This window comes from Vibrio sp. 10N.247.310.17 (assembly GCF_041466605.1).
In the GTDB taxonomy this organism is placed as follows: domain Bacteria; phylum Pseudomonadota; class Gammaproteobacteria; order Enterobacterales; family Vibrionaceae; genus Vibrio; species Vibrio tasmaniensis_A.
Genome location: NZ_JBFSTC010000083.1, coordinates 1 through 25,532 on the forward strand (window position 1 = coordinate 1; position 25,532 = coordinate 25,532).

Annotated in this window: 20 protein-coding genes and 2 pseudogenes; 3 read left to right on the plus strand and 19 right to left on the minus strand. The window is 41.2% G+C overall.

Annotated elements, in window-relative coordinates:
* Positions 1-334: 334 nt before the first annotated feature.
* The 11 genes from AB6D80_RS19100 to AB6D80_RS19150 all read right to left on the minus strand — a co-directional run bounded on the left by AB6D80_RS19100 (position 335) and on the right by AB6D80_RS19150 (position 14,914).
* Positions 335-1,744: a hypothetical protein gene (locus AB6D80_RS19100; RefSeq protein ID WP_372189285.1), complete on the minus strand. Its 1,410-nt coding sequence runs from the start codon at positions 1,742-1,744 to the stop codon at positions 335-337.
* 65 nt (positions 1,745-1,809) lie between these two features.
* The gene (locus AB6D80_RS19105; protein WP_372189287.1) at positions 1,810-2,742 is read right to left on the minus strand and encodes a hypothetical protein; all 933 of its coding nucleotides are present in this window, start codon (positions 2,740-2,742) and stop codon (positions 1,810-1,812) included.
* Between the two features lie 428 nt (positions 2,743-3,170).
* Positions 3,171-3,425 carry a hypothetical protein gene (locus AB6D80_RS19110; RefSeq protein WP_372189289.1) on the minus strand — a complete coding sequence of 85 codons (255 nt, stop codon included), beginning with the start codon at positions 3,423-3,425 and terminating at the stop codon, positions 3,171-3,173.
* Between the two features lie 608 nt (positions 3,426-4,033).
* The gene (gene cas6f, locus AB6D80_RS19115; RefSeq protein WP_372189290.1) at positions 4,034-4,639 is read right to left on the minus strand and encodes a type I-F CRISPR-associated endoribonuclease Cas6/Csy4; all 606 of its coding nucleotides are present in this window, start codon (positions 4,637-4,639) and stop codon (positions 4,034-4,036) included.
* Between the two features lie 9 nt (positions 4,640-4,648).
* Positions 4,649-5,698: a type I-F CRISPR-associated protein Csy3 gene (csy3, locus tag AB6D80_RS19120; RefSeq protein ID WP_372189292.1), complete on the minus strand. Its 1,050-nt coding sequence runs from the start codon at positions 5,696-5,698 to the stop codon at positions 4,649-4,651.
* 6 nt (positions 5,699-5,704) lie between these two features.
* Complete coding sequence (locus tag AB6D80_RS19125; protein ID WP_372189294.1) at positions 5,705-7,792, minus strand: type I-F CRISPR-associated protein Csy2; 2,088 nt, start codon at positions 7,790-7,792, stop codon at positions 5,705-5,707.
* 2 nt (positions 7,793-7,794) lie between these two features.
* Entirely contained in the window at positions 7,795-9,006 is a 1,212-nt protein-coding gene (locus AB6D80_RS19130) for a TniQ family protein (protein WP_372189296.1), read from the minus strand.
* 156 nt (positions 9,007-9,162) lie between these two features.
* Positions 9,163-10,026, minus strand: coding sequence for an HNH endonuclease (locus tag AB6D80_RS19135; RefSeq protein ID WP_372189298.1), 864 nt, complete (start codon positions 10,024-10,026; stop codon positions 9,163-9,165).
* Positions 10,023-11,669, minus strand: coding sequence for an AAA family ATPase (locus tag AB6D80_RS19140; protein ID WP_372189300.1), 1,647 nt, complete (start codon positions 11,667-11,669; stop codon positions 10,023-10,025). The genes AB6D80_RS19135 and AB6D80_RS19140 overlap by 4 nt, the downstream gene beginning before the upstream one ends.
* Before the next feature lie 3 nt (positions 11,670-11,672).
* Positions 11,673-13,409, minus strand: a complete 1,737-nt coding sequence (locus AB6D80_RS19145) for a restriction endonuclease subunit S (protein ID WP_372189302.1) — start codon at positions 13,407-13,409, stop codon at positions 11,673-11,675.
* Complete coding sequence (locus tag AB6D80_RS19150; protein ID WP_102491816.1) at positions 13,409-14,914, minus strand: N-6 DNA methylase; 1,506 nt, start codon at positions 14,912-14,914, stop codon at positions 13,409-13,411. The genes AB6D80_RS19145 and AB6D80_RS19150 overlap by 1 nt, the downstream gene beginning before the upstream one ends.
* A 155-nt stretch (positions 14,915-15,069) precedes the next feature.
* Between AB6D80_RS19150 and AB6D80_RS19155 the strand changes: the two genes are divergently transcribed.
* Positions 15,070-15,468, plus strand: coding sequence for a hypothetical protein (locus tag AB6D80_RS19155; protein ID WP_008220703.1), 399 nt, complete (start codon positions 15,070-15,072; stop codon positions 15,466-15,468).
* 160 nt (positions 15,469-15,628) lie between these two features.
* Here the strand turns inward: AB6D80_RS19155 and AB6D80_RS19160 are convergent, their stop codons facing one another.
* Entirely contained in the window at positions 15,629-15,778 is a 150-nt protein-coding gene (locus AB6D80_RS19160) for a hypothetical protein (protein ID WP_008220701.1), read from the minus strand.
* A gap of 77 nt (positions 15,779-15,855) precedes the next feature.
* Between AB6D80_RS19160 and AB6D80_RS19165 the strand changes: the two genes are divergently transcribed.
* Positions 15,856-16,233, plus strand: coding sequence for a hypothetical protein (locus AB6D80_RS19165; RefSeq protein WP_017631040.1), 378 nt, complete (start codon positions 15,856-15,858; stop codon positions 16,231-16,233).
* Positions 16,234-16,278: 45 nt separating this feature from the next.
* On the opposite strand, the pseudogene AB6D80_RS19170 reads toward AB6D80_RS19165, so the two are convergent.
* The 5 genes and pseudogenes from AB6D80_RS19170 to AB6D80_RS19190 form a co-directional block, all read right to left on the minus strand.
* Positions 16,279-16,776 (minus strand): annotated as a pseudogene (locus tag AB6D80_RS19170) (type I restriction-modification enzyme R subunit C-terminal domain-containing protein); the annotation flags it as partial.
* 124 nt (positions 16,777-16,900) lie between these two features.
* On the minus strand, positions 16,901-17,470 hold the full coding sequence (locus AB6D80_RS19175) for a hypothetical protein (RefSeq protein WP_372125851.1): 570 nt from the start codon (positions 17,468-17,470) through the stop codon (positions 16,901-16,903).
* A 68-nt stretch (positions 17,471-17,538) separates the two neighbouring features.
* Complete coding sequence (hsdR, locus tag AB6D80_RS19180; protein ID WP_372189304.1) at positions 17,539-19,986, minus strand: EcoAI/FtnUII family type I restriction enzme subunit R; 2,448 nt, start codon at positions 19,984-19,986, stop codon at positions 17,539-17,541.
* Positions 19,987-20,071: 85 nt separating this feature from the next.
* Positions 20,072-21,454, minus strand: a pseudogene (locus AB6D80_RS19185) (DEAD/DEAH box helicase).
* A complete protein-coding gene (locus AB6D80_RS19190) occupies positions 21,448-21,993 on the minus strand; it encodes a hypothetical protein (RefSeq protein ID WP_372189306.1) in 546 nt (181 codons plus the stop codon). Before AB6D80_RS19190 ends, AB6D80_RS19185 begins: the two are co-directional and overlap by 7 nt.
* A 101-nt stretch (positions 21,994-22,094) precedes the next feature.
* On the opposite strand from AB6D80_RS19190, the gene AB6D80_RS19195 reads away from it, so the two are divergent.
* The gene (locus tag AB6D80_RS19195; RefSeq protein ID WP_372189308.1) at positions 22,095-22,397 is read left to right on the plus strand and encodes a helix-turn-helix domain-containing protein; all 303 of its coding nucleotides are present in this window, start codon (positions 22,095-22,097) and stop codon (positions 22,395-22,397) included.
* A gap of 11 nt (positions 22,398-22,408) precedes the next feature.
* Here AB6D80_RS19195 and AB6D80_RS19200 read toward each other — a convergent pair whose 3' ends face one another.
* Together AB6D80_RS19200 and AB6D80_RS19205 are read right to left on the minus strand one after the other, a co-directional pair.
* Entirely contained in the window at positions 22,409-23,476 is a 1,068-nt protein-coding gene (locus AB6D80_RS19200) for a TniB family NTP-binding protein (RefSeq protein ID WP_372189310.1), read from the minus strand.
* Positions 23,476-25,338, minus strand: coding sequence for a Mu transposase C-terminal domain-containing protein (locus tag AB6D80_RS19205; RefSeq protein WP_372189312.1), 1,863 nt, complete (start codon positions 25,336-25,338; stop codon positions 23,476-23,478). Before AB6D80_RS19205 ends, AB6D80_RS19200 begins: the two co-directional genes overlap by 1 nt.
* Between the last annotated feature and the right edge of the window lie 194 nt (positions 25,339-25,532).

A 25,532-nucleotide genomic window follows, 5' to 3' on the forward strand; every position in this document is an offset into this window, starting at 1 on the left:
TTCTTCTTGAAGATAAAAGCGGCTTTCCCCGGAAAGCCGCGATGAACCTTTTTTAAGGTGATGCTTGCAGGATAAGTCAGCATAACTCGAACCAAACATCAAAGACTTACAATACTATTTGCAGTATAAATTCGCATAACATTGCATCGAAAGTCTGCAGATTTGAACAACGACTAAGATTCAACGTAGTAAATTTACTACGCTCCAATTCATCCTCTAGCAGACATAATCGACATGTGTGTAACAAATTTTTGGACAAAAGTGTGTTATCGAATTTTCTAAAATAGCTTTTAGCGGATTAATAGAAGTATGGAAAACAACCTCTTTTGAGTGGTCAATTCTCATTCTTCACTACATACTTTTGACGCCACCAATCTGCGTAGCTTTGCAAGCCTAGATAGATTTGTTGTGTACAGTCAGCCAACACATCTAGGTCTTTCAACTGATAAGTATAAATCTCTGCAAGCTCCTTGTGTTTAGCTGTCCCTTTATTCCATGCATCACTCAAGCTCATATCGTCGATAGAAAAAAGTTCAGTTCCAGTTAGTACGATAACAGTCGCACGTTGTACCCCAGTTCTTCTTTCTATTTCTCGCCCCCAAAGTGCTAGCCTTTTTAATCGAGTGGCTTCTTTAATCGATAACTTGCTCTTTAATGTAGAAAACACCAAGATCGCCCCGGGATGCCTTACCGCCAGCTCTTTCATAGCCTGAACATCCTTAGTTGTGAAAGCTTCTTTAGCAAAACTTTTAGCTTCTCCAAATATGAGCTTTGCGTGCGAGTTAGTATCGAATGCGGAAGTTTGTTGAACCCAAACGATATAGTCTGCTTCTATTTTTTTTCTATCTGAGTAAGTGAGCTCTCGACCAGATGTCCAAGACATCTTAGAAAAGCTGATATCACCAATAACTTCTGAAAAGAAGCGCAGGCTTAGCGCTGCTGAATAACCACCTTTAGCATAATTCGGCAATGCAAATGGACCAATAAGTCGATAAGCCCATGCCAATTTATTCTTTGTATCAAGCTTAGGGAACTCAAAACTCTTCATGCAAAGATTACATTGAAGAAAGTAATCTAGCTTACGCAGATCAAACCAGTTAGGGTGCCCACAATGCGTACACTTAACCTCTGCACCTATTTCGACAGCGCCGCAGTCTACGAGTTTTTGAAAGCTATTATTTGCTCTACGCTGATTTCCAGAGACGATACTCATCTTGTTTTTAAATGCGTTTACATTCTCTGTCTTCGAAGCCGGTTTCATAGCTATTTTGTTTAGCTCTTCTACGACCTTTTTGTTTGCAAGCGCTCTTACTCCCCAAAATCCCCCCATTGTATCTATAATTTGGTGGGTAGATCTTCCGGCATCAGATTGCACACTTGAAATGTCTAAAGTTCTTAACCATTTGGAAATTGCATCAGAGCATGAGTCTATTTCTAAGTAGTTTTTCCCCATTGAACTTCTAGGAATTAGCACAAGGCCTTCGGTTGTAGCAAGCACTATGTCCCCCCCCATATACGGAGATGGAAATTTGGGGTTGCGAAAGTCTATAGGAAATACAGTATTAACTGCTTCTTTGCCCCAGTTCCTAATCTGAACTATGTTAGCCCATTTTTGCCCCCCTCCATGCCTATCGACAAAGTCAGGCAGCAAGGCATCTGTCTTCGTTATCTTCTCGGATTCAGAAATTAACTGTTCACTATCCCTTTCTTTTACAACAAGAACAGGCTTTTGTTCTCTAACCACTCCTTTATATTGCTTGGCGTCAAATGATGGATACCAGTGCTGAATACAATTGGCTTCTTTTTTATCTACACTAATATATGCTCTAATAAGCCTTCTGCTTCATCTTGATTGATACTTCTAGCAAACATCACTGTGGGGCGAATCATTACACCATACCTGTTTCCGGGAAGAGGCCGATAGTTACGTAATATGAACTGCTTACAAAAATCACTTAGCTTTTCAATCCATTGCTTAGGCACCGGAACAATGTTATTCGGATATACCGCTCTTAAGTTCCAATAGTCCAGTAAATCATATGGTTTGGTAAAATCGAATACGAAGATGGCAGGATCTTTGTGGTGATTGGGGTAGCAATTGATTTGCGCATTAGCGATATCTAAAGGAGAAAGAGTCCCTTTGTTAAAATAAGTTTTTAATACTTCGGCATCTAAATCCAACTCTTGTGGAGATAAGATATCTTTAAAAACTTTCTCGTAATAACTGTAATTGTCCCTAGAAGTGAAGCCACCAAATAAACAGCTAGCCATCATATCTAAAGCGACTGAGTCACCTTTTATTAACGCAATATCACGAGGTATTCTATGATGATATTTGTACTCAGTGTCGTATAGGTGTTGATAAAGGTCGTATACATCTTGACCAAAACTTTTCCAGCCTTGTTGTCCATCTTGATCTATCAATAATTGTTCAAGGCTTATAATTCTGTCTTCTTTGTAGCCAGACTTTGCTGCTAGACCTTCTTCACATTCAACTAATACATCTGGTTCAAAAAAGTCCAGATACCTATTGAGTGACTCACGTGGCTTTTCTTTCCTAGAGGCACCATCAGACCACCATTTAGGTGTTCTGCTAAATACAGGAATTATTGGGTTATACATCCCGCCCCATAAGCAGGTGTTTACTTTGAATATCTCAGCAATACTTTTACCGTCATTTGGTCTCACTAGAAAACCAAATCGAATTGGGCGTAGTTTAGTTTTTATGTTTATAGTTTTCATATTTACCCCTGCGATAATCGGCCTCTATCAGTCGTACATTTCAAAACAAACATGTAATAACAATAAGTTAACACCTATTTATTGAGTAAAAACAGTAATCAAAAGACACTCTGTAGCATAAGAAAAAGTAGGTCAATTGATGCTTAGGTGGAATGTGAATTCAACCAGACATAACTCAGAAAGGGGCAGAAATAATTCACGAAACAGGTTGTTTCGCAATTGTGCAAGGACCTCTTGCACAATTGAGTCCGAGAGTTTGTCCAACAGCCTGTTGGGCAATTGGGAAACAGCTTGTTTCACAAATAAATCTCATGATGGTCTCTTGCGTTCTAAACACGCCTTGGGGCACTTTCAAGCTAGAAAGTGCCACGGGTAAAAATTCAACCAATGAATACATCTGGACAAAGGTGAGTAAGCAAAGGTCTATCTTACTTAAATGGGAAGTGCTCTTCTTCATACGCTTCAACCCAAGTTACTAGCTTTTCAAGCTCGTTACCTTCGGGTGTTCCGGGGGAAGCCACATCAAACAAGAATTCAATTCTCTTCAAAGCAGCTTTATAGTCGCGTCCTGACTGTTTTTGTCTCAACTCAGTCGATGAAACGGTTGCAAGTTCATCAACATGGGAGGTATTAAGTGTAGCCCCCTCTAGCAGCTCTTTTTCTGATGATTTTTTCTTGCTCATAAGTCGCTTCTCGATTCAAAAAATAGCATTAAATCACTTATAACATAATGAGGATTAACCGTAATGTAGAACGTATTTGGAAACCCATCATGGAGTGTAAATTAGCTAGTTATCCTCCTCGTAAAGCAAGATTCAAATTAGCTTTCACCTCATATCGCAACCTGCGCAACGCAACTTGCGATGTCGCTATTCATATAAGAATACGGGGAGGTAAAGAGAATAATTAGCCTCCAAAAATAACCTGTAAATCAAACGTCTGCATGATACACAAGTGCTGAAGGCGAACCGGCATGGTTCTCACTAACTTTAAAATAAAAAAACCATCAAGCCTAAACATGATGGTTTTGATTATTAACTGCTTGTTCAGCAGGAAGGTTGCTTTCTTCCTGGCCTATTCTTAGCTGCCTATGCGGCAGGACACAGCTTGCCCTCTAATGGATCGCCTTTGGTCACTTTCTTAGCTGCCTATACGGCAGGACACTATTGAATATAGCCCCTAACCTTCTGATTCTGTGTGCTTAAAGTCACAAAACCCCAAAATACCCTTTTTCTTCTTACATCTGTAACTCCTTGTTTTTAAATCTCTAAAAAAGAGCTTTCAAAAAAGGTCAAAAACATAAATCAGGTACTGTTCCTCTGCTTTCTTGATTGGTTGCTAAACCATAGCTGCTAAAGTTTGCTGCAACGCGCTCACTAACAAGCTCCTTTTGTACAAACAAAATATAATCTTCCCCAGATGAAGCGCTGGAGATTGGTATTCGATGAAAACTATCGATGACCCGCTCTTCATTAGAGACTGGTAATGATGATTCAACACCAGATAATTCGGCTCTAGCCATGCTACGTTTGATTCGGCGTTTCTTAGAACCCAAAAAGTTTTTTCCAATCGTTTGGTTACGGACAAACCTCACCTCTACCGCAGTGTCTGGCACCTCACAAACACTAGATACCTCAAATAAACCCTCATTTATCATCAAAGAAAAATAAGGCTGAAAAGAGAGCCCAATCATCGCCTCTTTATCTTCAGCAACAAAGGCAATGGTTTGGCCAACTGTAGATTCATTCCAATCAGGAAAGATCACGCCAATCCTATTCATTGCTTGTTGGTTATTGACCATAAACAGGTGCATTTGGGATATACACCGCCCTGCCAATAGTTCATGGTCAGCTTGTACAGGCATGTAACGTATTAAGAAGTAGTAACGCTTAGTCATAGATCTCCCTTACTTAGCCTTCGTTTTAGACTTTGAACTTGAGCAATTAAAGAGGCCGCCTTTGATCAGGACAGACACAATAAAGTGCACGTCATTTTGGATGGTCTGAGAAGCTGCCATACTTTCAATCCAGTTCTCTGTATTTCTGAGCAGTTGATAGAAGTCGTTTCCATGCGCTGAGTGTCGCCTTGCTATAACGTATTCTCGGTCTGCCCCATATTCGTTCACTCTTAAGGGCTTATCTGCGTCTTCATGCCACCAATCGTCAATCGATTGCAACGCGGCTCCAACTTTTTGACCATGAAAAGCAACGGTTTCCTTTCCGTTTAATAGTTCGACAGTAGCTAACTGCTTAGTCGGAACACCATCTTCTCGGCTATCTAAAAACTCTTGGCTTGGGTAAACCTCATCTCCCCAACCAACTCCAATTTTAGCTTTGACATCCATATAGAAATATTCGGTCGGATCGGAAAGGGCTCGCATCAAATAGGTTGTGAGCTTTTCTAGGCATTCTGCTGAAGCCTCATCCCAATGACCATACCAAGAAAGCTTTGTTGCGTTTTCTACAATCAGGGTTTGTGAATCACTGGTGGTCACTTCTATCAACAGCTTTCGACACTCTCTGTTACGCCAAAGCCAACTGCCAAGCAGGATATTTTTCGCGTATCGATGAGCGAGCTCCTGATACCCATTGAGCTCTTTATAAGTGTTAGCCAGTAACGAAAGTTTACTGCGCACTTCATCGTCACTACAGAGATCAGGGGTTAGAGAATTTGCTCGAATTCGAAGGGGGAATGCACAGTAGATATCATCGACACCCGGCTTTACGTAACACTCTTCAATGAACTGAGGATTGGAGTAAGCTAAGTCTTGTGGAGCAACATTCTTTTTTACAAACTTGCCCCCTTTATAGGCTTCTGCATAACCCCCTTTTGGTGCGCGCAACCTAGTTCTATCAACTTCAAGGGGACACATCTCACCACTTTTAGAAAGATGGTAGAAATATGCTTTGCCAGCAGAGAGTGATCGAACGTAATTCAGCTGAGTGCAAAGTTCCATAAGCAATTAATCCCTATAATTTTTTATAAGAATAGTTTCGCTACTGCATTCTATCGACCAAAAGGCGTGGTTTAAAAAGTGATCTCTTCCACTAAAACGTACTTCTATGGGGTTAACTCGCTGAGCAAGTCCTATCGCATTCTCTGCATAAGCGTGACAACTGGTGATTGAGTTGCCCCGTTTAGTTGGATGCTCTAACAAATGGTAGCCGATGGAAACTGGCAAATTATCAGCGTCTTTAGTAATAAAACGCTCTAGCTCATCAAAATCACTCGGCTGGTTTTCACTTGGATATAACCATCGCCCGTATGCTGGTAACCCTTTTATGACATGGAAAAGCTCACTCTTGCTGGTAAATGTCCTTAGCCACTCAATCTGCGTCGATAGCTGTGGTTGGTATAATGCCCCTCCGGCGAAAGCAACGGGAAGGGCCGTTTTAAGCGCGGACTTAAAATCTGAAATTCGGCTGTCGCTATAGACTCTGATAACTAAGTCTATTTCTAGGCCCGCCAGTCGTTCACTACGAATAGTTGGTCGCTTCGCGTTAGAAACCGTTCGTGCTTTGGCGACTGAGTTGGGTTCGGTAAGCTTCGCTGTCGGTTGAATCTTCTCGCTTCGAACATAAAAAGAGAAACTCGAAAACTCAAACGGGGAATCACAATTAACTAGCTTATTAAACTCTCTTTGGTAATGGTGCATGAACCCCCAAATAGCCGTCAAAGAAGGAGCACCACACAGATATGGGCTACTCATCGCTACAGCATCTTGCACTCTCATTGATGACAAATAGATATACTGCTCACCCGTTACCTTATCTTCATTGCCATTTGGTTTACTAAGTTGTTCAAGTACCCATACAATTTGGGCTTTGGCGACCTGCATAAGCTTAGGGTGATAGGCAAACTTGGCGGCAAACTTATTATTTTGAAACGTGAGATGCAAGCGACGGTTAAATTCACTAGCTAAAGAGCCTAGACCCGATTCTGGTAGCACCAAAAAGGCTTGAGCTAAAGTGTCATCATGTTCCAATTGCTGTTGATTGGGGTCAGTATCAACGATATCTCTTAACTCAATTAAAGGAAGCATCCACAAGGCTATCTGCTTTCGCAATATCTTACTTCTAACCTTACGAGCACTCTCCCTTTGCTTCTGTGTTTTCGATGGCTCTGATCCAATTAAATGATTTAACACCTGACAAATTTTGGCGTTAGTTACCTGATAGTCATCAAAGTAGTGGCCACTCTTTTTGCGACTTTCAGGTAACGTCCCACCCTGTGCTGGTTTAACGTCTAGCGGATAGTTTAGGACTTTCATATGCCCACCTAAACTGCCACACAGATTCCCGATACTTGCCGAGTTTGGCAATGACGAAGACACAAAGCTGAGCTTACTTTCCTGACTTCGCGATCTCACTTCTAGCTCACTTTGAATAGCATGACTGACCACTGGTGTGACTGAAACATAATCATCCCCCCATGGAAACCGAAGTTGCTTGCTGTAAGTGCTGACACTATCGGGAAAACTATTTTCAGGAAGTTGTTCTTCAATTGTATGTTTTAAGCGAGCAAGTGAATTAGCACCTAAACCAAATTCTTTGAGCAGCTCAACCCAAACGGGGGTTTCTTGCTGAACAAGTGAAAGAAGACTCACAGACTGTGATTGCCAGCGGAAAGGATTCAATAACCACAATGTATGGCGATACACCGCGGAGTTATGCCCCCACCCCAAGCTTTGCTCTAATACTGAGCTTGAGATAAACGCCTCGGTTGTAGCAAGAGGTTGTGCAATTATCCGCTGATCTTTAACTCGGCAGTCTGGAAACTTGAGATTATGAGTGTGGAACCATTTGATTTCATCAAGGGACGCCTTTAGGTTCTCAGCCGCTTTTAAATGCCTTTTAGCTCGGACAACATCCAACCAATCCAAGCACCTATCTGATTGATGGCTTGAACTGAGATTGAGCAAGATCGTCAACGCTTCTTTTTCACACCCTTCAACACAGACATCTTCCGTATAGGGCATGAACATCTTCTTTAGCGTAATCTGCTTTACTGCTTCGTCTTCGATTGCCAATAAGTCACTTAATTTCGTCATAATTACCACTCAGGTAGATACACGCTTAAACCATCACTTTCAGAGCTCATTCGAGTCAGCTTTGTTTCGATGACACTTCTTAAAGTAAACGCCGATTCATGGCTCGCTATCTTTGTATGCATTCTCGGCCTAATAACGGCTTTGATCTCACCAAACTCATACAACCGATATACCTCATCTGTGGTGCAAGAAAGCAATGTAGAAGCTTCTAAGGGACTGAGCAGTACATCACCGATATTTCCTTTCGCGCTTGAAGGCACTGTTGCCATAAGCTGTGTAAAGTAAGCTGACACCTGTGCAAGCACTATATTGTGACTCAACTGCCGACTGGGTAACTGACGGCAATCTTTAAGCAGAGCACCAAAAGCTTCATTGAAAAACATCTTCTTCCAATCTTTTACTCGCACAAGTTCTGCCTTCTCTTTCAAGGCATCTAGGTCTTGCCACAATGCTGTTGGCCAAGCGCCACAATATTCAATGAATGATTCGAAACTGAGGTCATCGATATCACCATAGCGATTTACATACCAAAGTAAAAAACCATAGCGCTCAGATAACGTCATTTCACCCCTCAGTAATCCCAAGGGTTTTGAATCATTTCCTGACAACCATCGAGCGACCAAGGTCTCACCCTCTGGAGCGTCATCTACTGGCGAGTTTCGGAGTTCATAACCGCATTCACATTGGCCAATACTCTCGGTACTTTGGTATTCAAGTCTCGATTTACACTCAGGGCAGTGATGAACCAGTTTACAGCCATGGTGTTCACAAGCTTGGTGAGAGATAAATTGCCACTGCTGGCGAATGTAGGGGGCTTCGTTAATACACAGAGGACAAATAGGCGTGAAGCGTTTGCGAAGAAAAGCATAAGGGTAGTCAACACCAAACCTATGAACAGCTTTGTATTGCGGAGAGAATTGAGCTTTTGAATGTGATAGCGCTAGGCGCAGTACACCAAAGTTATTGAGCTTTAACTCGTTCTCAAGGTGGATAAGAACCCGCACTCGCATTTGGCTTGTGGTTTGAGCGTGGTAGATATTGACTCGATTTAGCTCTAAGGGGAAAGCACCAGCCATCGCCTCATGCTGATCCATGGTGTCGAACCAGATATCTTCGGCGAAATGAGAAAATCGCTCGTAACCTTGCTCTTGCGATAAACGCAACAAGAAGCTTTCGAGCGATTCGTCAGGGTAAAGTTGAATGTCCGTTTTCACATGCCACCACTAAAACTTAGAATCTCTAAGTTTTAGTATTGGCGTTAATCCCAATAATTCAAATTCTATAGAGTCAAATTGTGACTAGAAAGCAATTCCAGGATTACCGCCTTGGCATTTAGGGCACTTTCTCTGGAATACTTGGCCGCTACCTAATCATTTAACTAATGTGGCATTATGCCTTTCGGTCACCCACTGAGCCATACCGTTCGAGTGCAATAGACCATGGCAAAGGATCGATAACCAATTGTTTTTGGTACCAGTCAAGTCATCGTTTCTTTCTAAGCAATCTTCTATGCCTTCTATCGTTCTTTCCTCCGTTATTGCTCTTCTTTTCGGTAAAGTCTGAATCACATTTGAAGGCCGTTCGTTTAGTTTCCCTAGTTGGCCTTTAAGCCATTTTTTGATTCCAGACTTAATCACAATATTATTAGTATGATATTTTATTGAGGCTATCTCCGGATGAGCAGGGTCAACATATATGACTCCTATATCAAACCATCGGTAGTTGCTTCGGGGAGTAATTTGGCAGCTGAGTAATCTTTCAGACATGAAATCGTCAAAATATGGATGTAAAACTCTTGCTTGAGTGGCTACATTACCTTTCAAGGCAGTCCCGCGCTTTAAATTACAGTCACAAGCTGCTACCAAATTCTTAGAGAAAATTGCCCATACTTGGTAGTCAGACTTCGGAAGAATATGGTCACGAGTAAACGGCTTAAAACCCCCACACATTGGGCAAACGTCAGGAGAGGAATCCTTTATCCGATCTAAGTAATTGATAGCTGTGGGTGGTGATGAATAATGACTAAGCAACCCTGATTTTAATTTAGCATCTATTTCAGGGGTAGTAATTAACCAAGGGTTACCGCGATGAATCTCATAATCATTGTATGCCTGAATCAAGACTTGTTTTTGGATCCTCAATTCAGGATAACTTGTTTTATCAAGGCTATCATTCTCAGCTAAAGCATCTAAGCAACCGAGGTCATCAACTCTAATTGGAGTTAGTTTTTTCATGACTTAGTCTCGAACATAGATTTCAAATCCATTAAAGCACTTAATGATAATTCTTCACTTAACTCTTTTTCAACAGAATTAAATGTTTTATCTTTCAACTTTCTGAAGATCTTATCCGTCAAACGATTTTCAACATCTTCGTTAAAAACGAACTGAGATATAGATTCAATATCAGCACCAAAAGTTCTTAATCTAGGTATAGATATATCTATTACATCAGAATTATTTCCATCACTGGAAAAAATATGAACTTGTTTACGGCCAACTTCTCTCACAAAGTAAGGTGAGTGAGTTGCTATAACAGCAAAAGATCCTGTGTGTTCTAACAGATAGTCTAATAATTCAACAAACTCGCCGATGAAATTCGGGTGCATATGAGTTTCAGGCTCATCTAAAACAATGAGCGTCCCATTCTCAATATATAAACAACATTGTAAAGCAAATTTAACGAAAGTTAGTTGACCGCTACTTAACGGAAAATAGTTATCATCCACCTTGATTACAGGCTGTTTGCAACTCTTAACTAACTCCGCAATTTTCAAACCCTGTTCAGTAAAACCATCTACAAAGTTTAATTTCTCTAAAGGAATATAATCGTTATCATTTACCTTTAAATATAAAGAGCTAATATCCATAGCTTTTGATAGAGAATTTTTAAATATATCAATACGATAGTTCTCTTTGATATAACTATCACTTCTCAATAGTTGTTCAAACAAGTCCCCGATGGTTCTGTTGTTAGCACCAGATGAACGGTTTAAGTCAATCTTTCGATAAAACAACTTTTGACTATTTGCATATTCGCCTGGAAAAGTCGAGCTTGCTTCCCCTGGACTTACAAGAGCTAGCAGTCGGTTTATCATCGGTTGAGCTAAAGTATGATCGTTTATAAAAATTGCTGTCGTATCTGGCTCGGACCTTTTTAAAAGTGCACGGCACAATTTGTTTAAGCTTTGGCTTTTTCCAAGCCCATTTTGACCAATCAATACACTGATACGACTTGGTATCAGTGACTTACTATCAAAATTCAGGTTAATTTTATGGTTGTTTGTAAAACCATTTAGTTTAAATTCCAAACTAATTGAGTTTGAAATTGCTGAGTAATTTTCAAACTCAATTCCTTTGATTATTGAATCTGCATTATGAAAAGCAAAAAAAGACTCAGAGTTACGCATAAAAGCACGACTAAACACATTGGATTCAATGATTTTTTCGTAAAGACCTTTAGAATAAGAAAAGTTATCAGTAATCAATATGTTATTTAATGAACTCAGCAACAATTCAGTACTTTTCACCCCCATATTTAGAACTAGTTTTCTATACTCTTGTAGGTTTGGAAAGTGCGTAAAGAATATAAAATCATCGCCATAGCTTTGTTGCTTTAACGCTTTATTAATATTTCCTAGCAGTTTTGCATGCTCTTTTCCAATATCCTCCAAATCAACTTTTGGTAAAAAACCAATTAATAGTTCACCTTCTAAAAAAGTCTGATTATCAAATAGGCAGAGCTCGTACGTCGCATTGATATTGTAACCAAAATCATTCCAATCCCCAGATTGCTTGATCACAACCTGGCCAGCAAGAGGTGTGGGTGGAGTGTCATTACTTTCACAAAATACAACATCAAATCTTGTAAGAATCATTAATTATACCGCCTGTTCAACAATAGCGTCAGTGAGATGCAGTTGTGTAGTTTGAGAATCTTTTAAGCAAGCTTTGAGTTGCTCACAAATAATAATTAAGTCTTCAACCTTCTTAGCCACTCTTTTGCGCTCTTCCCGGGGCGGCAACGGTAGAAGCATTTCACCAACATCGCTCAACCGGAAGCTATTCTTGATTCCTCGCTGTGGAGCATCGAACTGATACTTAGCCAAAGGCGATCTCATAAAATCCGGAAAATATTTATCCTGGCATTCAAACATAAACCTAAGAAGGCAAGTATGTTGATTGATATAAGCTTCACCAAAATCTTCTGGTATCAATCCCAAATTCCCAACATCACCAGTAATTGAAATAAGTAAATCATGTGCTTCCAGCTTGGTGCGTGAACCTTCTCCTCCTTCTGGAGGCTGAACATATCTCAAATTATCTAACCGAAGCTGATAGTTTCCGCGAGATAAGTTACCCATAGTTACGAATAATGCTCCAGAGTCAGAGTAATACTTAGCCCAATCGCGTGAGCCTGATGTAGTGAATTGGGCTACATCTTGTACTCGACACCACTCCCATCCATTCGGCAGTTCAAACGGCTTTTCATCATCAGCAATCGGCGGCAGAGCTTTTTGCTTTTTGATTTTCTTATCTTTGATTAACTGTACTTTTTCTTCAGCAATACGCTCAAGTAGCTTTGCAGCAGGTTCATCGTTTGGGTCTTGCGGGACAAGCTTACCCATTACCGCCAGTTGCAGGATGGTTTGTTTTAGCTGGTCGATGCTCGCTTCGGTGGTGAACAAGGTATCGAAGTGCTCGCTGATTCGTGCCCAATTTTGCATTAGCTCATCGGCATTCGCAGAATTGGTTAGCGTGTCTAACAGCGTTATCACCAATACCTGATGCGCTTCAATGCTGGCTTCGGTTTGTTGCTCTAGTTGGTCGCAAAGTGTCATGAGTTCATCGACTTTGGCGACGATGCGGTGTTGCTCATTGATTGGTGGCAATGGATGCATTACTTTTTCCATACGTTCTTTAGTCATATGGATCATTGCAATACCATTACCGCTTGCTTTTATCCTTTCAGATATAGCTTGCAAAAATAATTTTGAAAACTCTTTATCTAAAGATGTCTCTCGAAAAATATCCATTTTCCAAATATGGTAGTGATAGATAACTTTTCCACCATCCCAAATGAATGGCCCAAATGATGCCGACCATGCGTAGATAAGATCACCATTATCGATATATTTATCTGCTTCAAGTTGCAAGTCTGAGTAATACCAGTCATTTGACGTAAATAGGTTCCCAACTCTTAAAATTGGTGTCCCCTCTGACAACATTTCTGTTTTTTTGTAAGCTCGACCATTAATTACGTGAATCAAATCTTCTAATCGCGAGACACCCCAACTAGCAGGGTAATCATAAAAATGTTCTTCTTTAATCGTCTTTTTTGAACGAGACTTCTTAATAAGACCTTGCTTGAGCAAGGCTTCCTTTTCTTCTAGAGACTCCAAAAGTAAGCCTGAAGCAGGCTCATCATTTGGGTCTTGTGGCACTAACTTACCACGCACTGCCAATTCCAAGATCAGCTCACGCAGTTTCTTCACGCCATAAAGCTCGCGCTTTTTGCTGCTGCCACGACCAGAGGATGACTTAGCTTTAACGGTTGAAGTCCAAATGTCGATATTGTCGGTGATCAACTGATTCATAGAGGTCTGTTCTACACTCATTATTTACTCTCACCTACAATCGGGCCCACAGACGAATTCAGGGCTTCACCTAGAATGCCTTTAAGTTGATTACGAAGCTGAGAGATCTCTTGCTGCTGCTGTTGGTAGCTCTCTAATAGCTCGTTTGGATCGTGACTAATCACTTCACCTTGATACGGGTTTTTAATATCTAGGTTGAAGTTGCGCTCAATAATGTCGGCGATTGGCACTTTCCAAGCGTGGTTGTTCTCTACGCGGCTAGCAAAACCATCATCTTCATTACCCCACCAATCGATCTCTTGTTGGAACTCTTCAAACTTCATTGGTTTGGTTTTGCTGTAGTTCTTCACGCCTTCTGGGTATGGGTGCTCGTAGAACCATACGTCTTTAGTTGGCTTGCCTTTGGTGAAGAACAGAATGTTAGTTTTGATGCCTGTGTATGGGTTAAATACCCCATTAGGTAAACGCACGATGGTGTGCAGGTTACATTCTTCGGTTAGCATCTTTTTAATTTTGGTTTTAACACCTTCACCAAACAATGTGCCGTCAGGCAGTACTACGCCTGCGCGGCCGCCGTTCTTGGTATCAGAGCCTTCATCAAGCACTTCAATAATAAGCTGTAAGAACAGATCAGCAGTTTCACGAGTTTGCATTTCCGCAGGGAAGTTCTTTTCAATGCCGTCTTCTTCTGTGCCGCCAAACGGAGGGTTGGTCGCAATCACATTGATGTTGCTGTCCCAATTTGAAAGCGGCTTGTTCAGCGTATTGCCGTGTTTGATTTGTACTGGTACTTCAATGCCGTGCAGCATCATGTTGGTGATGCACAGTAGGTGTGGCAGTTGTTTCTTTTCAACACCGTGGATCTGCTTTTGCAGTGTTTGGTGATCCGCTGCAGTCTTCACGTAGTTGTCTTTCACATGGTCAAACGAACACGCTAGGAAGCCGCCCGTACCCGTTGCTGGGTCCATAATCGCTTCGCCCAGTTTTGGGTCTAAACGATTAACGATGAAGCGTGTAACAGCACGAGGCGTGTAGAACTCACCCGCGTTACCTGCACTTTGTAGATCTTTTAAGATCTGCTCGTAGATATCACCAAATAGGTGGCGCTCTGAAGAGTCAGTAAAATCAATTTCATTCAGCTTGTTGATCACTTGGCGCAGCAACGTACCGTTTTTCATGTAGTTAAACGCATCGCTAAAGGCTTCTTTCACCACAAAGCCTCGCGGGTTTAGATCAACAGGTGCAGTTAAGTTTTTCAGTTTGTAGAACAAGTCATCGTTTACGAACTCAAGCAGCGCTTCACCGGTAATGCCTTCGGCATCTTGCGCCCAATTACGCCATAGATATTGTTCTGGGATTGGTGATTTGTAATCGTCCAGTTCTAGTTCTAACTCTTCTTCTTGAGCGTCAAATACTTTAAGAAAAAGTAACCAAGACATTTGACCAAGGCGCTGTGCATCACCGTCGACACCCGCATCTTTACGCATGATGTCTTGAATGGATTTGATAACTGAACTGATAGACATGTTTTTCTACTTTTAAACAACTGAAATTTGTGGCGAATTATAGCAGAACTAGGTCAAAAAAAATGAAGTTAGTTCTATGAAACCATAGATATAAGATTCATTAATCTATAGCCTGAACTTATAAAATCATAATCATAAATACAGTTGGCTAGATAATGAAAATAGAATGCCCTCGTTGCCAGAAGGACAATGAGATTGAATTTGCAGAAAACATATCGTGTTCAGAGTGTGAGAAGAGTTTTAAAGGGTTTAAGTTCAGCAAGCGAAAGCTCGTTTCTGCTAGCTCCGCTTTACTGGTTGGAGCCCTAGGGGGTTACGCTGTTGAAAGTGGGTTAGACAAAGAAAGGTATCCTCTCGAAGTGGAATACGCGATTGTCGATACTTGCGTGAATTCTAGCAAAAACATGGTGTCCGTAAGTTGGTATGAAAGTAAACGGGAAACTTGTTTATGCGCATTAGAAAAAACAGAAAATGATGTGGCCTATTCAGACTACAAATCAGATCAAGCTATATTTCTTCGCACATTCAAGCAACACGCCAACAGATGCTCATAAAAGGAGAGGCAGCATTATGCTACCCCTCCTTTAATTATTAGCGCTTAGGTGTGTTTCCGCGACCACCGCCCGATGGTTTGCCCGTCGTGCTTGGGTAATTTGGATTCGGCTTAGCGCCACCTTTAGGTGTACTTGAAGCTGGTTTATTCATGATGAACTCCTATTTCCCTTGTTTTTGATTGTGAGCAGCTGCGCGTTGAGCTCGGCCAGCAAAATCGCCTTTAGGAACTTGCCCACCGTTTTGTTTTGCGGCATTGCCTTGAATGCGAGCAGCGGCTTCTGGTGTCATTGGTGCTTTTGATTTAGTCATGATTTTATCCTTAAAAATATCGTTATTAATGTGTCTTCGCTAAGACCAGGTAATATTAACTAAGGGGTTGGGGAACTATGGGGACAACTACAAAACAAAAGCAAAAACAGATTCAAAATACTTTAGACGCATTAGGTTGGAGCCATCATCGGTTTGCTGATGTACTCTATGAAGAGCTCAATGATAACGACGATTTTAAAGAAACAGACAAAGAGAATATCCGTAAGCTTGGTCAAAACATCAAAAAGCAGCTAAAGCGTGATTCGACGCCCGAAGAGCGCCTTAATAAGTATTTACAAGTACTGTTTGAACATCCTGACTACCAAGCCCTTAACTTAGGCAATATTTTACCTAGATATATTGATCACAACTGCATAAGCGGAATGTTAGCCGATCAGCTTGCACTACTATCATCTGAACTGGATCTCTTCGATGAAGACAAAAAAGGTCGCTAATTTAGCGGCCTTAAAAATGTTCGTAACTACGCGGTGTGAATATTGTTAAGCAGATTGATAGATAGCAGCTTCGAGTTCATTAACCGCTTCTAAATATTGCGGTTTGCCACCAAAGCCTTTCTTAATGATTTCTAACGGTCTGCCCATTTCATCGAAAGGTTTCACTTTAAGAACATGAATGTTTTCGATCTCTTGCACACCTTCATCGGCATACTTATCAAGGAGGTTGTTCAGAACCTGCTGCGCGGTATCGCCATATTTAGTGAAGTAGTTGCGCTTCTTCACGCTATCGGCACGTTCTTTACGAGTTAAAGGCTCCCTTCCAAAAACGACTACTCCAACAATATCTACAAAATCAATATCTTTACCAATCTCCAAAGCTAACTCTTCCCATAACACTCCTTTAAAAGACAACTCATCAATAAAAGAAGATTTATGATTATAACTGTTCCAGATATCGAGAAAAGCACCCCATGAATCAGCCTGCTCAAGAACAATAGATCTCGTCACAAACAAAACATTTTCAAAAGTATATTTACTTTCTATTGATTCAGACATCTCCACACAAGAAACTGCATTTGGGGAGCAATGAGTTGATTCTATTTCTTGCATTGAACGACGTTGAGGCCGCTTCAATTGAGCAATCTTTGCTTCAAGCGACTTGTCTTTATTTTCCATAGTTATCTATTATTTCAATGGTAATGGGTTTTCTTGGTGAGGATGAGTCGAGGTCAGCGAATAGATAAATCCCGCCAGCTAAAACAAATGGGACTATCGCTATAGGCAACCGTTTCATCACCTTATTCATAGCTTGATACCTGCGATCATTTTTTCGCATATTATTATCAACACATTCCCCTACCTCTTCAATAAGGAACTCTAAGTATGCATCAGGGTTACCATCCAAAATTTCAGCGGAAACCATATCTTTGTAGTACTGTTCCAATTCAGAAGGTGGCGGCAACCGTTCATATGTATCTCCCCAATACGCTTTATATAAAAACCATGCGATATATAAAAATGTAAGACAAGAAAAAGCAGATGATATGAAAAAAACAATCGGGAGTAACATATATTCATGCTCTAGTTGAAAGCTTTTGAGCATATAAAGCATTACCCCTGACGCAGAAATAAATGACAAGAGCCGAATTTGAACTACCCCCGAAACCTCGCTCTTTCTTGCGAGTTCCAAATCATACTGCTGCATATAAAAATCAAATCGTTCTCTAATTTCCAAAATGTTAATATAACCTATTCTTATTTTTTGACATTACGTACCTATAACACCCTAAATTCATTAGAGTATTAGCCAAATCTATATATTTCGTTCTCTAATTCACTAACCGCTTCTAAATATTGCGGTTTGCCACCAAAGCCTTTCTTAATGATTTCTAACGGTCTGCCCATTTCATCGAAAGGTTTCACTTTAAGAACGTGGATGTTTTCGATTTCTTGCACTCCCTCATCAGCATACTTGTCGAGAAGGTTGTTCAGAACCTGCTGCGCGGTATCGCCATATTTAGTGAAGTAGTTACGCTTTTTCACGTTATCGGCGCGCTCTTTACGAGTTAAAGCGGGCTGATCGTAAACGACATGGCAAATCATATCGAATGGGTCCATGTCTTTACCCACTTCGTCTTCTAGCGCTTCCCATAGAATACCGGCTTCGGCTAGCTCATCGATAATGGCTTGCTTGCGGTCAGACTCGTTCCAACGCTTGGTGAACTCATCTAAAGAAGAGAACTGTTTCACCATGGTTTTACGGGTGTAGTCTTTAAATGACTCGGTCACAAGCTTACCGTCTGAATCGTAATATTGAACACGTTCAGCAAGCGCTTTTACTGGAACTCCATTCACATGGAATTTGCGAACTCGATTATCATCATCCCAATCGTCTGCACCGCCTGTACTTTCAGGGGAGTTTCCAAAACCTTCACCATAGGTAGCCTCTGGTTCTTGAATTGAATCAGGATCAATGTCTTCATCACCGAATGGGTTATCAACATCGACATCATCAACGCCGTCGATGATGTCATCTAAATCTTCTTCATCTTCGAACTGCTCTGGAGTCGTGACCTTCACGCGTTCTGGAGTTCCGTCGAAGCGTTCATCAGCAAACAGTTCTGTCGCTTTTTTGAAATCCAAGATAGTGAACCAAAGCTTGCCATAGCGATCATCAATACGAGTACCACGACCAATGATTTGCTTAAACTTGGTCATCGATTGAATACCTTGATCAAGCACTACTAGCTTACAGGTTTTTGCATCAACTCCCGTCGTCATTAGCTCTGAAGTCGTGGCAATAACAGGGTACTTTTTCTTAGGATTGATGAAATTGTCTAGCTGATCTTTACCAATGTCATCATCACCCGTGATCTTCATTACGTATTTATCGTTCTTCTTAACTTGCTCAGGGTTCAAGTTTACCAATGCACGGCGCATGCGATCTGCATGGTCGATGTCGTTACAGAACACGATGGTTTTGGCCATTGGGTCGGTGCGTTTCAGATAGTTGGTGATGGTTTGTGCGACAAGCTCTGTACGCTCATCAATAACCATAGTGCGATCAAAATCTTTTTGGTTGTAGATTCGATCTTCAATCACTTCGCCATTTTTGTCAGTTTGCCCTTTGGTTGGTCGCCAACCTTGGACATCCACATCAATATCGACACGAACTACCTTATAAGGGGCTAAGAAGCCATCCTCAATACCTTCTTTAAGAGAGTAGGTATAAATTGGATCGCCAAAGTACTCGATGTTAGATACTTCATCGGTCTCTTTTGGTGTTGCCGTTAAACCGACTTGAGTCGCACTGCTAAAGTATTCAAGAATTTCACGCCAAGCGCTGTCTTCTGAAGCACTACCACGGTGGCACTCGTCAATGATGATTAAGTCAAAGAAGTTAGGGTCGACTTGCTTGTAGGCTTTTTGTTCTTCTTCTGGCCCCGTAAGCGCTTGATAAAGGGCTAGATGAACCTCAAAAGCAGGATCGACTTTGCGACCTGTAATTTTTGTCATTGCCGTGCCAAACGGTTGAAAGTCATTAGTCTTGGTTTGATCGACAAGAATATTTCTATCCGCTAGGAACAGAATTCGCTTCTTGGCTTTGGCTTTCCAAAGTCGCCAGATAATTTGAAATGCGGTGTAGGTTTTACCTGTACCCGTCGCCATGACTAGTAAGGCTCTGTCTTGGCCAGCAGCAACGGCCTCTACTGTCTTGTTGATAGCTTGAAGCTGGTAGTAACGCGGTGATTTACCGCTGCCATCATCATGGTAATCTTGGGTGATAATTGGCAGATGTTCTTCTTTATACCCTTTCCAAGCACAGTACTTTTTCCACAGCTGCTGAGGGGTTGGGAAATCCTCTAAACGAATTTCCGTTTCAAGTTGAGTTGGGTTGGTTAAGTCTCGGAAAATAAAACCATCACCATTCGAGGCAAAAACGAATGGCACCTCTAGCAGGCCAGCATATACCATGCCTTGTTGCATGCCTTTGCCAACTTCATGCTTATTGGCTTTTGCCTCAATCACTGCAAGCGGCATACTAGGCTTATGATAAAGAACGATATCAGCTGATTTTACTTTCTGACGAGCAGCAGCTTGGCCACGAACGATCACCTTACCATCGCGCAGTTTCACTTCTTGGCGAATCTGAGTCATATCATCCCACCCTGCCTCTTTAATCGCAGGAAGTATGAATTTGGTAATGATGTCGGTTTCAGATAACTTAGCTTTATTAATGCTGCTGACCATTTGGATTACTCGTAGAGAGACTCAATAGCTAATCAGTATATCGTAAAGCCTATATAAATCCGAGTGCGCATTATTCACGGTGTGATTAAGTGAATTTTGCGATAACTCTTTGTTTAAAATCACCTAAACGTAGCTCATCATAACCCTCGAAATCAGAGTGAAAAGCGTTTTGAACCCCATCGACTTTTGACCAATTTAGTTGATTTGAGGACTTCCCTGATACCATAATCTTATCGTTCGACAAATCTGTAGGAGTAAAACTTTGCGCCTTCTCTGATTCATCAGTCTATTCATTCGATTTAATAAATAGACACGACTCTGGAATATCTTGCTCAATTCTTTCAGCAAACCCAATCAAACTTTCTTCGGCAAAGGTATACAACCACGCTTCTTGGTTGGGTGAGTCATTGACTCTTAAAATTCGCCCGAGTACTTGCCTGAAGTAGAGTTCCGTTTTTACCGAACTCATATGGCAGCAAACCTGAAGCCTTGGAATATCCGTTCCTTCACTTATCATCCCAACACTGACTATCCACTGAACCGTTGAGTGACGAAAGGACTCAATTTCATGTAACGGATTATCATGATGATAAGTCACTATGCATGCTGATTGATTAAAGTGCTCAACAAGTCGCTTTTGAATGTCTTTAGCGTGCTTAATAGAAGAGGCGACCACCAAGCCTCCAGCACTTGGGGACTCTTGCCTTATCTGCTCTAACTTTTGGCAACCGCTATTTAGTATGTAATTCATAGCGTCTTCGTTGTGAATGACGCTTTGGTAAGAGACATCGGATTGTTTAAGGCAATCAAGAATAGAGGCGAAGTGTTGATTGTCACTGCCAGCCTTAACGCTCAGGTGTTCATTATCGATTAAAACGATTTTAGGGCGGCGGCATACCTTATCTTCAACTGCCTGTTGCAAGCCGTATTGATAATCGCAAACAACCTTACCATCAGGGTCGGAATACTCAGCCATGACGATCGGTAGTCGGTCAGAACGCCAAGGCGTGCCCGACAGCGCCAGAGTGTAACGAGCAAAGCCTTGGATCTTAGAAACAATTTCTAGCCCCCATGAATTTGACCGCCCCTCATCATCAAATGAACAATGGTGGATCTCATCAAATACCACTAGTACTCGATATTTACTGACGGTGTTCCAAAAGTTCTCCCCTAAAAAACGGATCGATTGATAAGTATAAGACCCACCTAGAGAACCCAAGCCTCCATTAAAGGAACATTCGAGCTTCCATGAAAAGGTCTTTTGCATCCCTTCAGCAACAGTCAGAGAGGGCGAGAAGCACAGCACTAAGTCAATCATGCCTCTTTCAAATAACCGACTCGCCACCTCGGCGGCCATAACGGTTTTGCCCGCTCCAGGGGTCGCTTGGCAGAAGAAATGTGAATGCTTATTTGAAGTGAATTTCTCGATAGCTTGAGCTGCACACTCGGCTTGCCATGCTCTTAACATTGAGGAGCCTTACTTTGGGCGACTTGCATCCAGTTGGTTAGTGCATTAATTCTGCCTAATAGCTTGGCTGAGCGTTCTCTTGCTGCATTAAATAGCGGCTGCATATCTTGCTTGTTGTTTGGGAAACGCGTTAACAACGATTGGTATTCCTCAATCTCGCCTAGAGTAATCGCCAACTCGCCTTCATGCTGTTTCTTCTCTTGCTCTAGTGCATTTAGAGAGCACTCTGGAGTCTGAACAGCTATTGAATCGACCTTAGCTTTCTTATTTCTAGCCACTCTAGGCTCAATTGTGAGCGCTTTGAATTCGTTAGTTTGATGGTAGCGTTTGTCTCTACGAGCCCCAATGACAGAAAGCCAGCCTTTCTCCTCAAATGATAGAAGTTGTTTATAAACATACTTCCGCGCATCGTCCTTGCTCGGGAAGGCTGAAGCACTGTTTAGCAAAGCATCTCTAGCTTCTGTGACGGAGAAATTATCCATCCCTTTTTCAATCAATAGGTTAAACATGTGAGGGCTAATTCTGGTTACTTTCTTCATGTGACTCTTACAGGCAATAAAAACTTAGGATTGCTAAGTATACAAAAATCAGTAAAACTTAGACAATCTAAGTTATCTAAAGGTTGAAAAGAAATGTGTAAGTGCAAAAAGACAACCCCATCCCTGCGAGGCTCAAAGCTGCGCGTAAAAAAGCCAAGATCACCCAAAAAGATTTAGGGGTGAAAATCGGTATGGAGCAAAGTTCTGCTAGCGGTCGTATGAATCATTACGAAAAAGGCAGGCATGTACCTGATATTGGTACGCTTGAGCGCATGGCTGAAGAGTTAGATGTGCCACTAAACTACTTTTTCTGTAGGAGCGAATTGAGCGCTGAGTTAGCGTGCGCCATTGATAAGATGAGTGATGAAGAGAAGGCGGTGCTGTTGGAGAGCCTAAATAAATAACAATGTGCGTATCACTGAGCTTTTAAAGGTGTCTTACTCAGCAACATATGAACTGGTAATAAATCAGTAAATGACCGACCTATTAATCGGTCTTCTTTAAATTGAGCACCTTTGTTGTACGAAGTTTCTGTTTTCAGTTCTACTAGCTTGAGGTCTGTTAACTTACACTCGAAAGGATTCTGTTTCGCATAAGGGTATTTAGTGTCAAAACAAGCCGATAATAATGGCTTATCAATCGTATCCTTTGAAGATTGCAATGCGTTGAGTAACGCATCCGCAAGAAAGTGCTTCAGCACACGACATTCTCCACGACAGACTGAAAATAAAGGCAATAGAATTTCATCCCCAGTTAAGTTAGGGCGTTTTTCAAACCCCATTCTGCCTGCAAGTCCAGCAACAAAGCTTGCAAAATGCCGTTTCCCTTCTGCATCAGGAATATAACTTTTGTTATCGGTTTCGCTCTGCCTTGAAAGGTGAAAATAGCTTAAGTGTCGCTTCCAGCCTAAACGAGAGTTCCATTGGTCTTCTTCAGCAAGCATCGTTGCATAGGGCATTCCAACTAAAACAAACGACACCTGAGCTTCCTCACTGATCATTTTAAACGTATTCGCTATAGTCTGACGCTCATTCGCATCTTTGAACTCCATAAGCTCCTGAACTTCATTAATGATCACAAGCTTCACTTTTTTCTCAATTAAACTTTTGATGACTCTTTGCTCTAGCGCACCTTCGCTGTATGGTCTCCTGCGGCGACTAGAGGCTCGACTATCTAAGTCAATTAATAATCTTTCTAACGTATTTTGCTCACGAACTTTACTTGGAATGCGAGTTTTTAATACTGTCATTTCAGCCCAGCGACTCCCCTTAATAGCGAACCTTGCAACATAGTTATCAATCATCGCCGTCTTGCCAACACCGGTATCTCCCGTTAGCAATAATGACTCTTGCTCCCCTCCAAGAGAGTTGTTCAATACCATTCGATCAAAGACGTTATAAATTTCCGTCAACTGAGGGTATTCTAAGAAACACTCTCTAAAAGATGTATATTGCTCTATTTGAAGATCATTAAGTATGTTCACTAATACCCCTCTATATCGCTGAGGTCATCACTAGCTGTACCAATATCTATTACTTCTTTTGGTACTTCACTGATAGGTTTAGATGACGTAGTGACAATGGTACTAGGTCCTTCACTACCAACACCTCTTTGCTTTGCTATTTTTGAAGCATGAGTTGTTTTAGGAAGTGTCGATTTTTTGGACTTAGAACGACTCATACGTTCTATTGCATCATCCATAGCCCTGTCCAAATATAATGACGCATCGGCTAATGATTCGTCTTGCTCTCCCAAACGGACTTTCAACCTTCTTAAACTGTTAATTCGTTGATGTTCATATAAAGATCGGCCTTTTGTATAACCCGTATGATCGACTGCTGGGACTTTGATGTATTTTTTCTCTTCCTCAAGGTAAACGTAAATCGAGCTGATATCGTTTGGGTCTGTCTTAGTTTTCACATAAGCGCTTTTTCTTGCACGACTAGAATACTGCTTACCGTACTCTTCCAATTCATCAGACTGGTATCTAAGAGAATGCAATTCAATTGAGCCTCTTCTTATAGTCCGATGGTTTACAACTCCAAGCTCAATCTTTAATTGCTCTGCTTCAGGGCCTTCACAAAAGATTATCGTTCCTTGCGACTCTGTCCATTTCTGGTAAGGAACTCTCTTGTACCTCGTGTCCGCTTTTTTATGATAAACGTCAATAAGCCACTTATGTAACAGCTCGAGAAAATCAGACACATTAATGACAGCGTCTCGCTTCGGGTTGTAGTCTTTTAACTGAGTAGGGTTGGTGAAGGTTTTTCCTGGGAAACGGCTAAATAGTTTCTTGTAGAAGGTATCAAAAGACTTTTCAACACCCGCTTTTCGCCACGGTTTACCACGTTGATTATATTGAATATCTGTTACTAATGGCTTTAATGCTGACTCTAGGCTATCACTCCAAAACTCCGCACCGTTATCCACTATCAAATTTGTGATTTTTCCGTAACAAGGCCATTCAGATTTAATGCTTGGGTACTTTTCTTTAATCCAATCCTTCTTAAGAACTGAATTAAGAAAAGCTGCTCGTACTGTCTCGTAGCTAGGATCTCTATAATTAACAGAAAGACCAACGATGCAAGTGGAGTATCTATCATAAAGTATTGTTAAGTGTGGTCTGCCAAGAGGAAGCTCCAAATCATCATCAAGTAAAATCACAGGAGCTGTAGTGTGGTCTATTTCTACATATTCCATTGGCCGCGTTGCCGGAATGATTGACCCAACAGTCTTAAACTTATTATCAGCATATCGTTTTCCATAACGAGCTAAAGCAACTTCATAGGGAGGCAGTGCATTTACACGATTGTAAAATGTCCGTTGGGAAATTGGCGCTATTTTAACTTGGTCTAATTGTCGGTTTTCTTCAATAACTCGATATTTGTAGTACTCATAGGCGGTGTTGACCGATACTCGCTCTTTGGTCAGAAACTTGGTTTGAATCGCTTCTGTAACTAAATCAGATGAATCGTTCTTTAGTTTTCTGTTTCCTTTTTTGCTATGCCCAGGAATAAGAGACGCTAGATCTTTACCTGACTCGTAATAGAGCTTTTTCCAATCAGCTATCGTTCTGGATGACGGGACCGAAGTTTTCTTCAATAGGGCATACTCTTCCAAGAGCTTGTCTAGGTTTTTGGGCGTCCAACCTCCTTTTACGCGCCTTTCCAAATAACGAATTAGATCCAAACGAAACAATGCCGTCTCTTTGTTTGGCAAGTCACCAAATGCCAATTCAAGATTTTCGTCTTCTGCTAAAAATTCTGTCGAAAGCGTTTTATCATCAGCTACATCATTGTCGAAGCTATTAAATTCATCACTAAAACCAAAGAGATCATCACTCATTGGCTAGCACCAAACAGAATTTTCTAAATCAAATTTTTTCTGATTAAAGTCTGTTTGTATTTCACCTGAAGATAGCCAGCACAAAGCTGCTGTTAGTGTTTCATCTGGGGAGGTTTTAAGTTGGTGTGAAAGATGATGAAGCGGTGTTTTTCAAGGTAGTTGTCATCATTTGCTTGCTTATTAAGCAGCTTCTC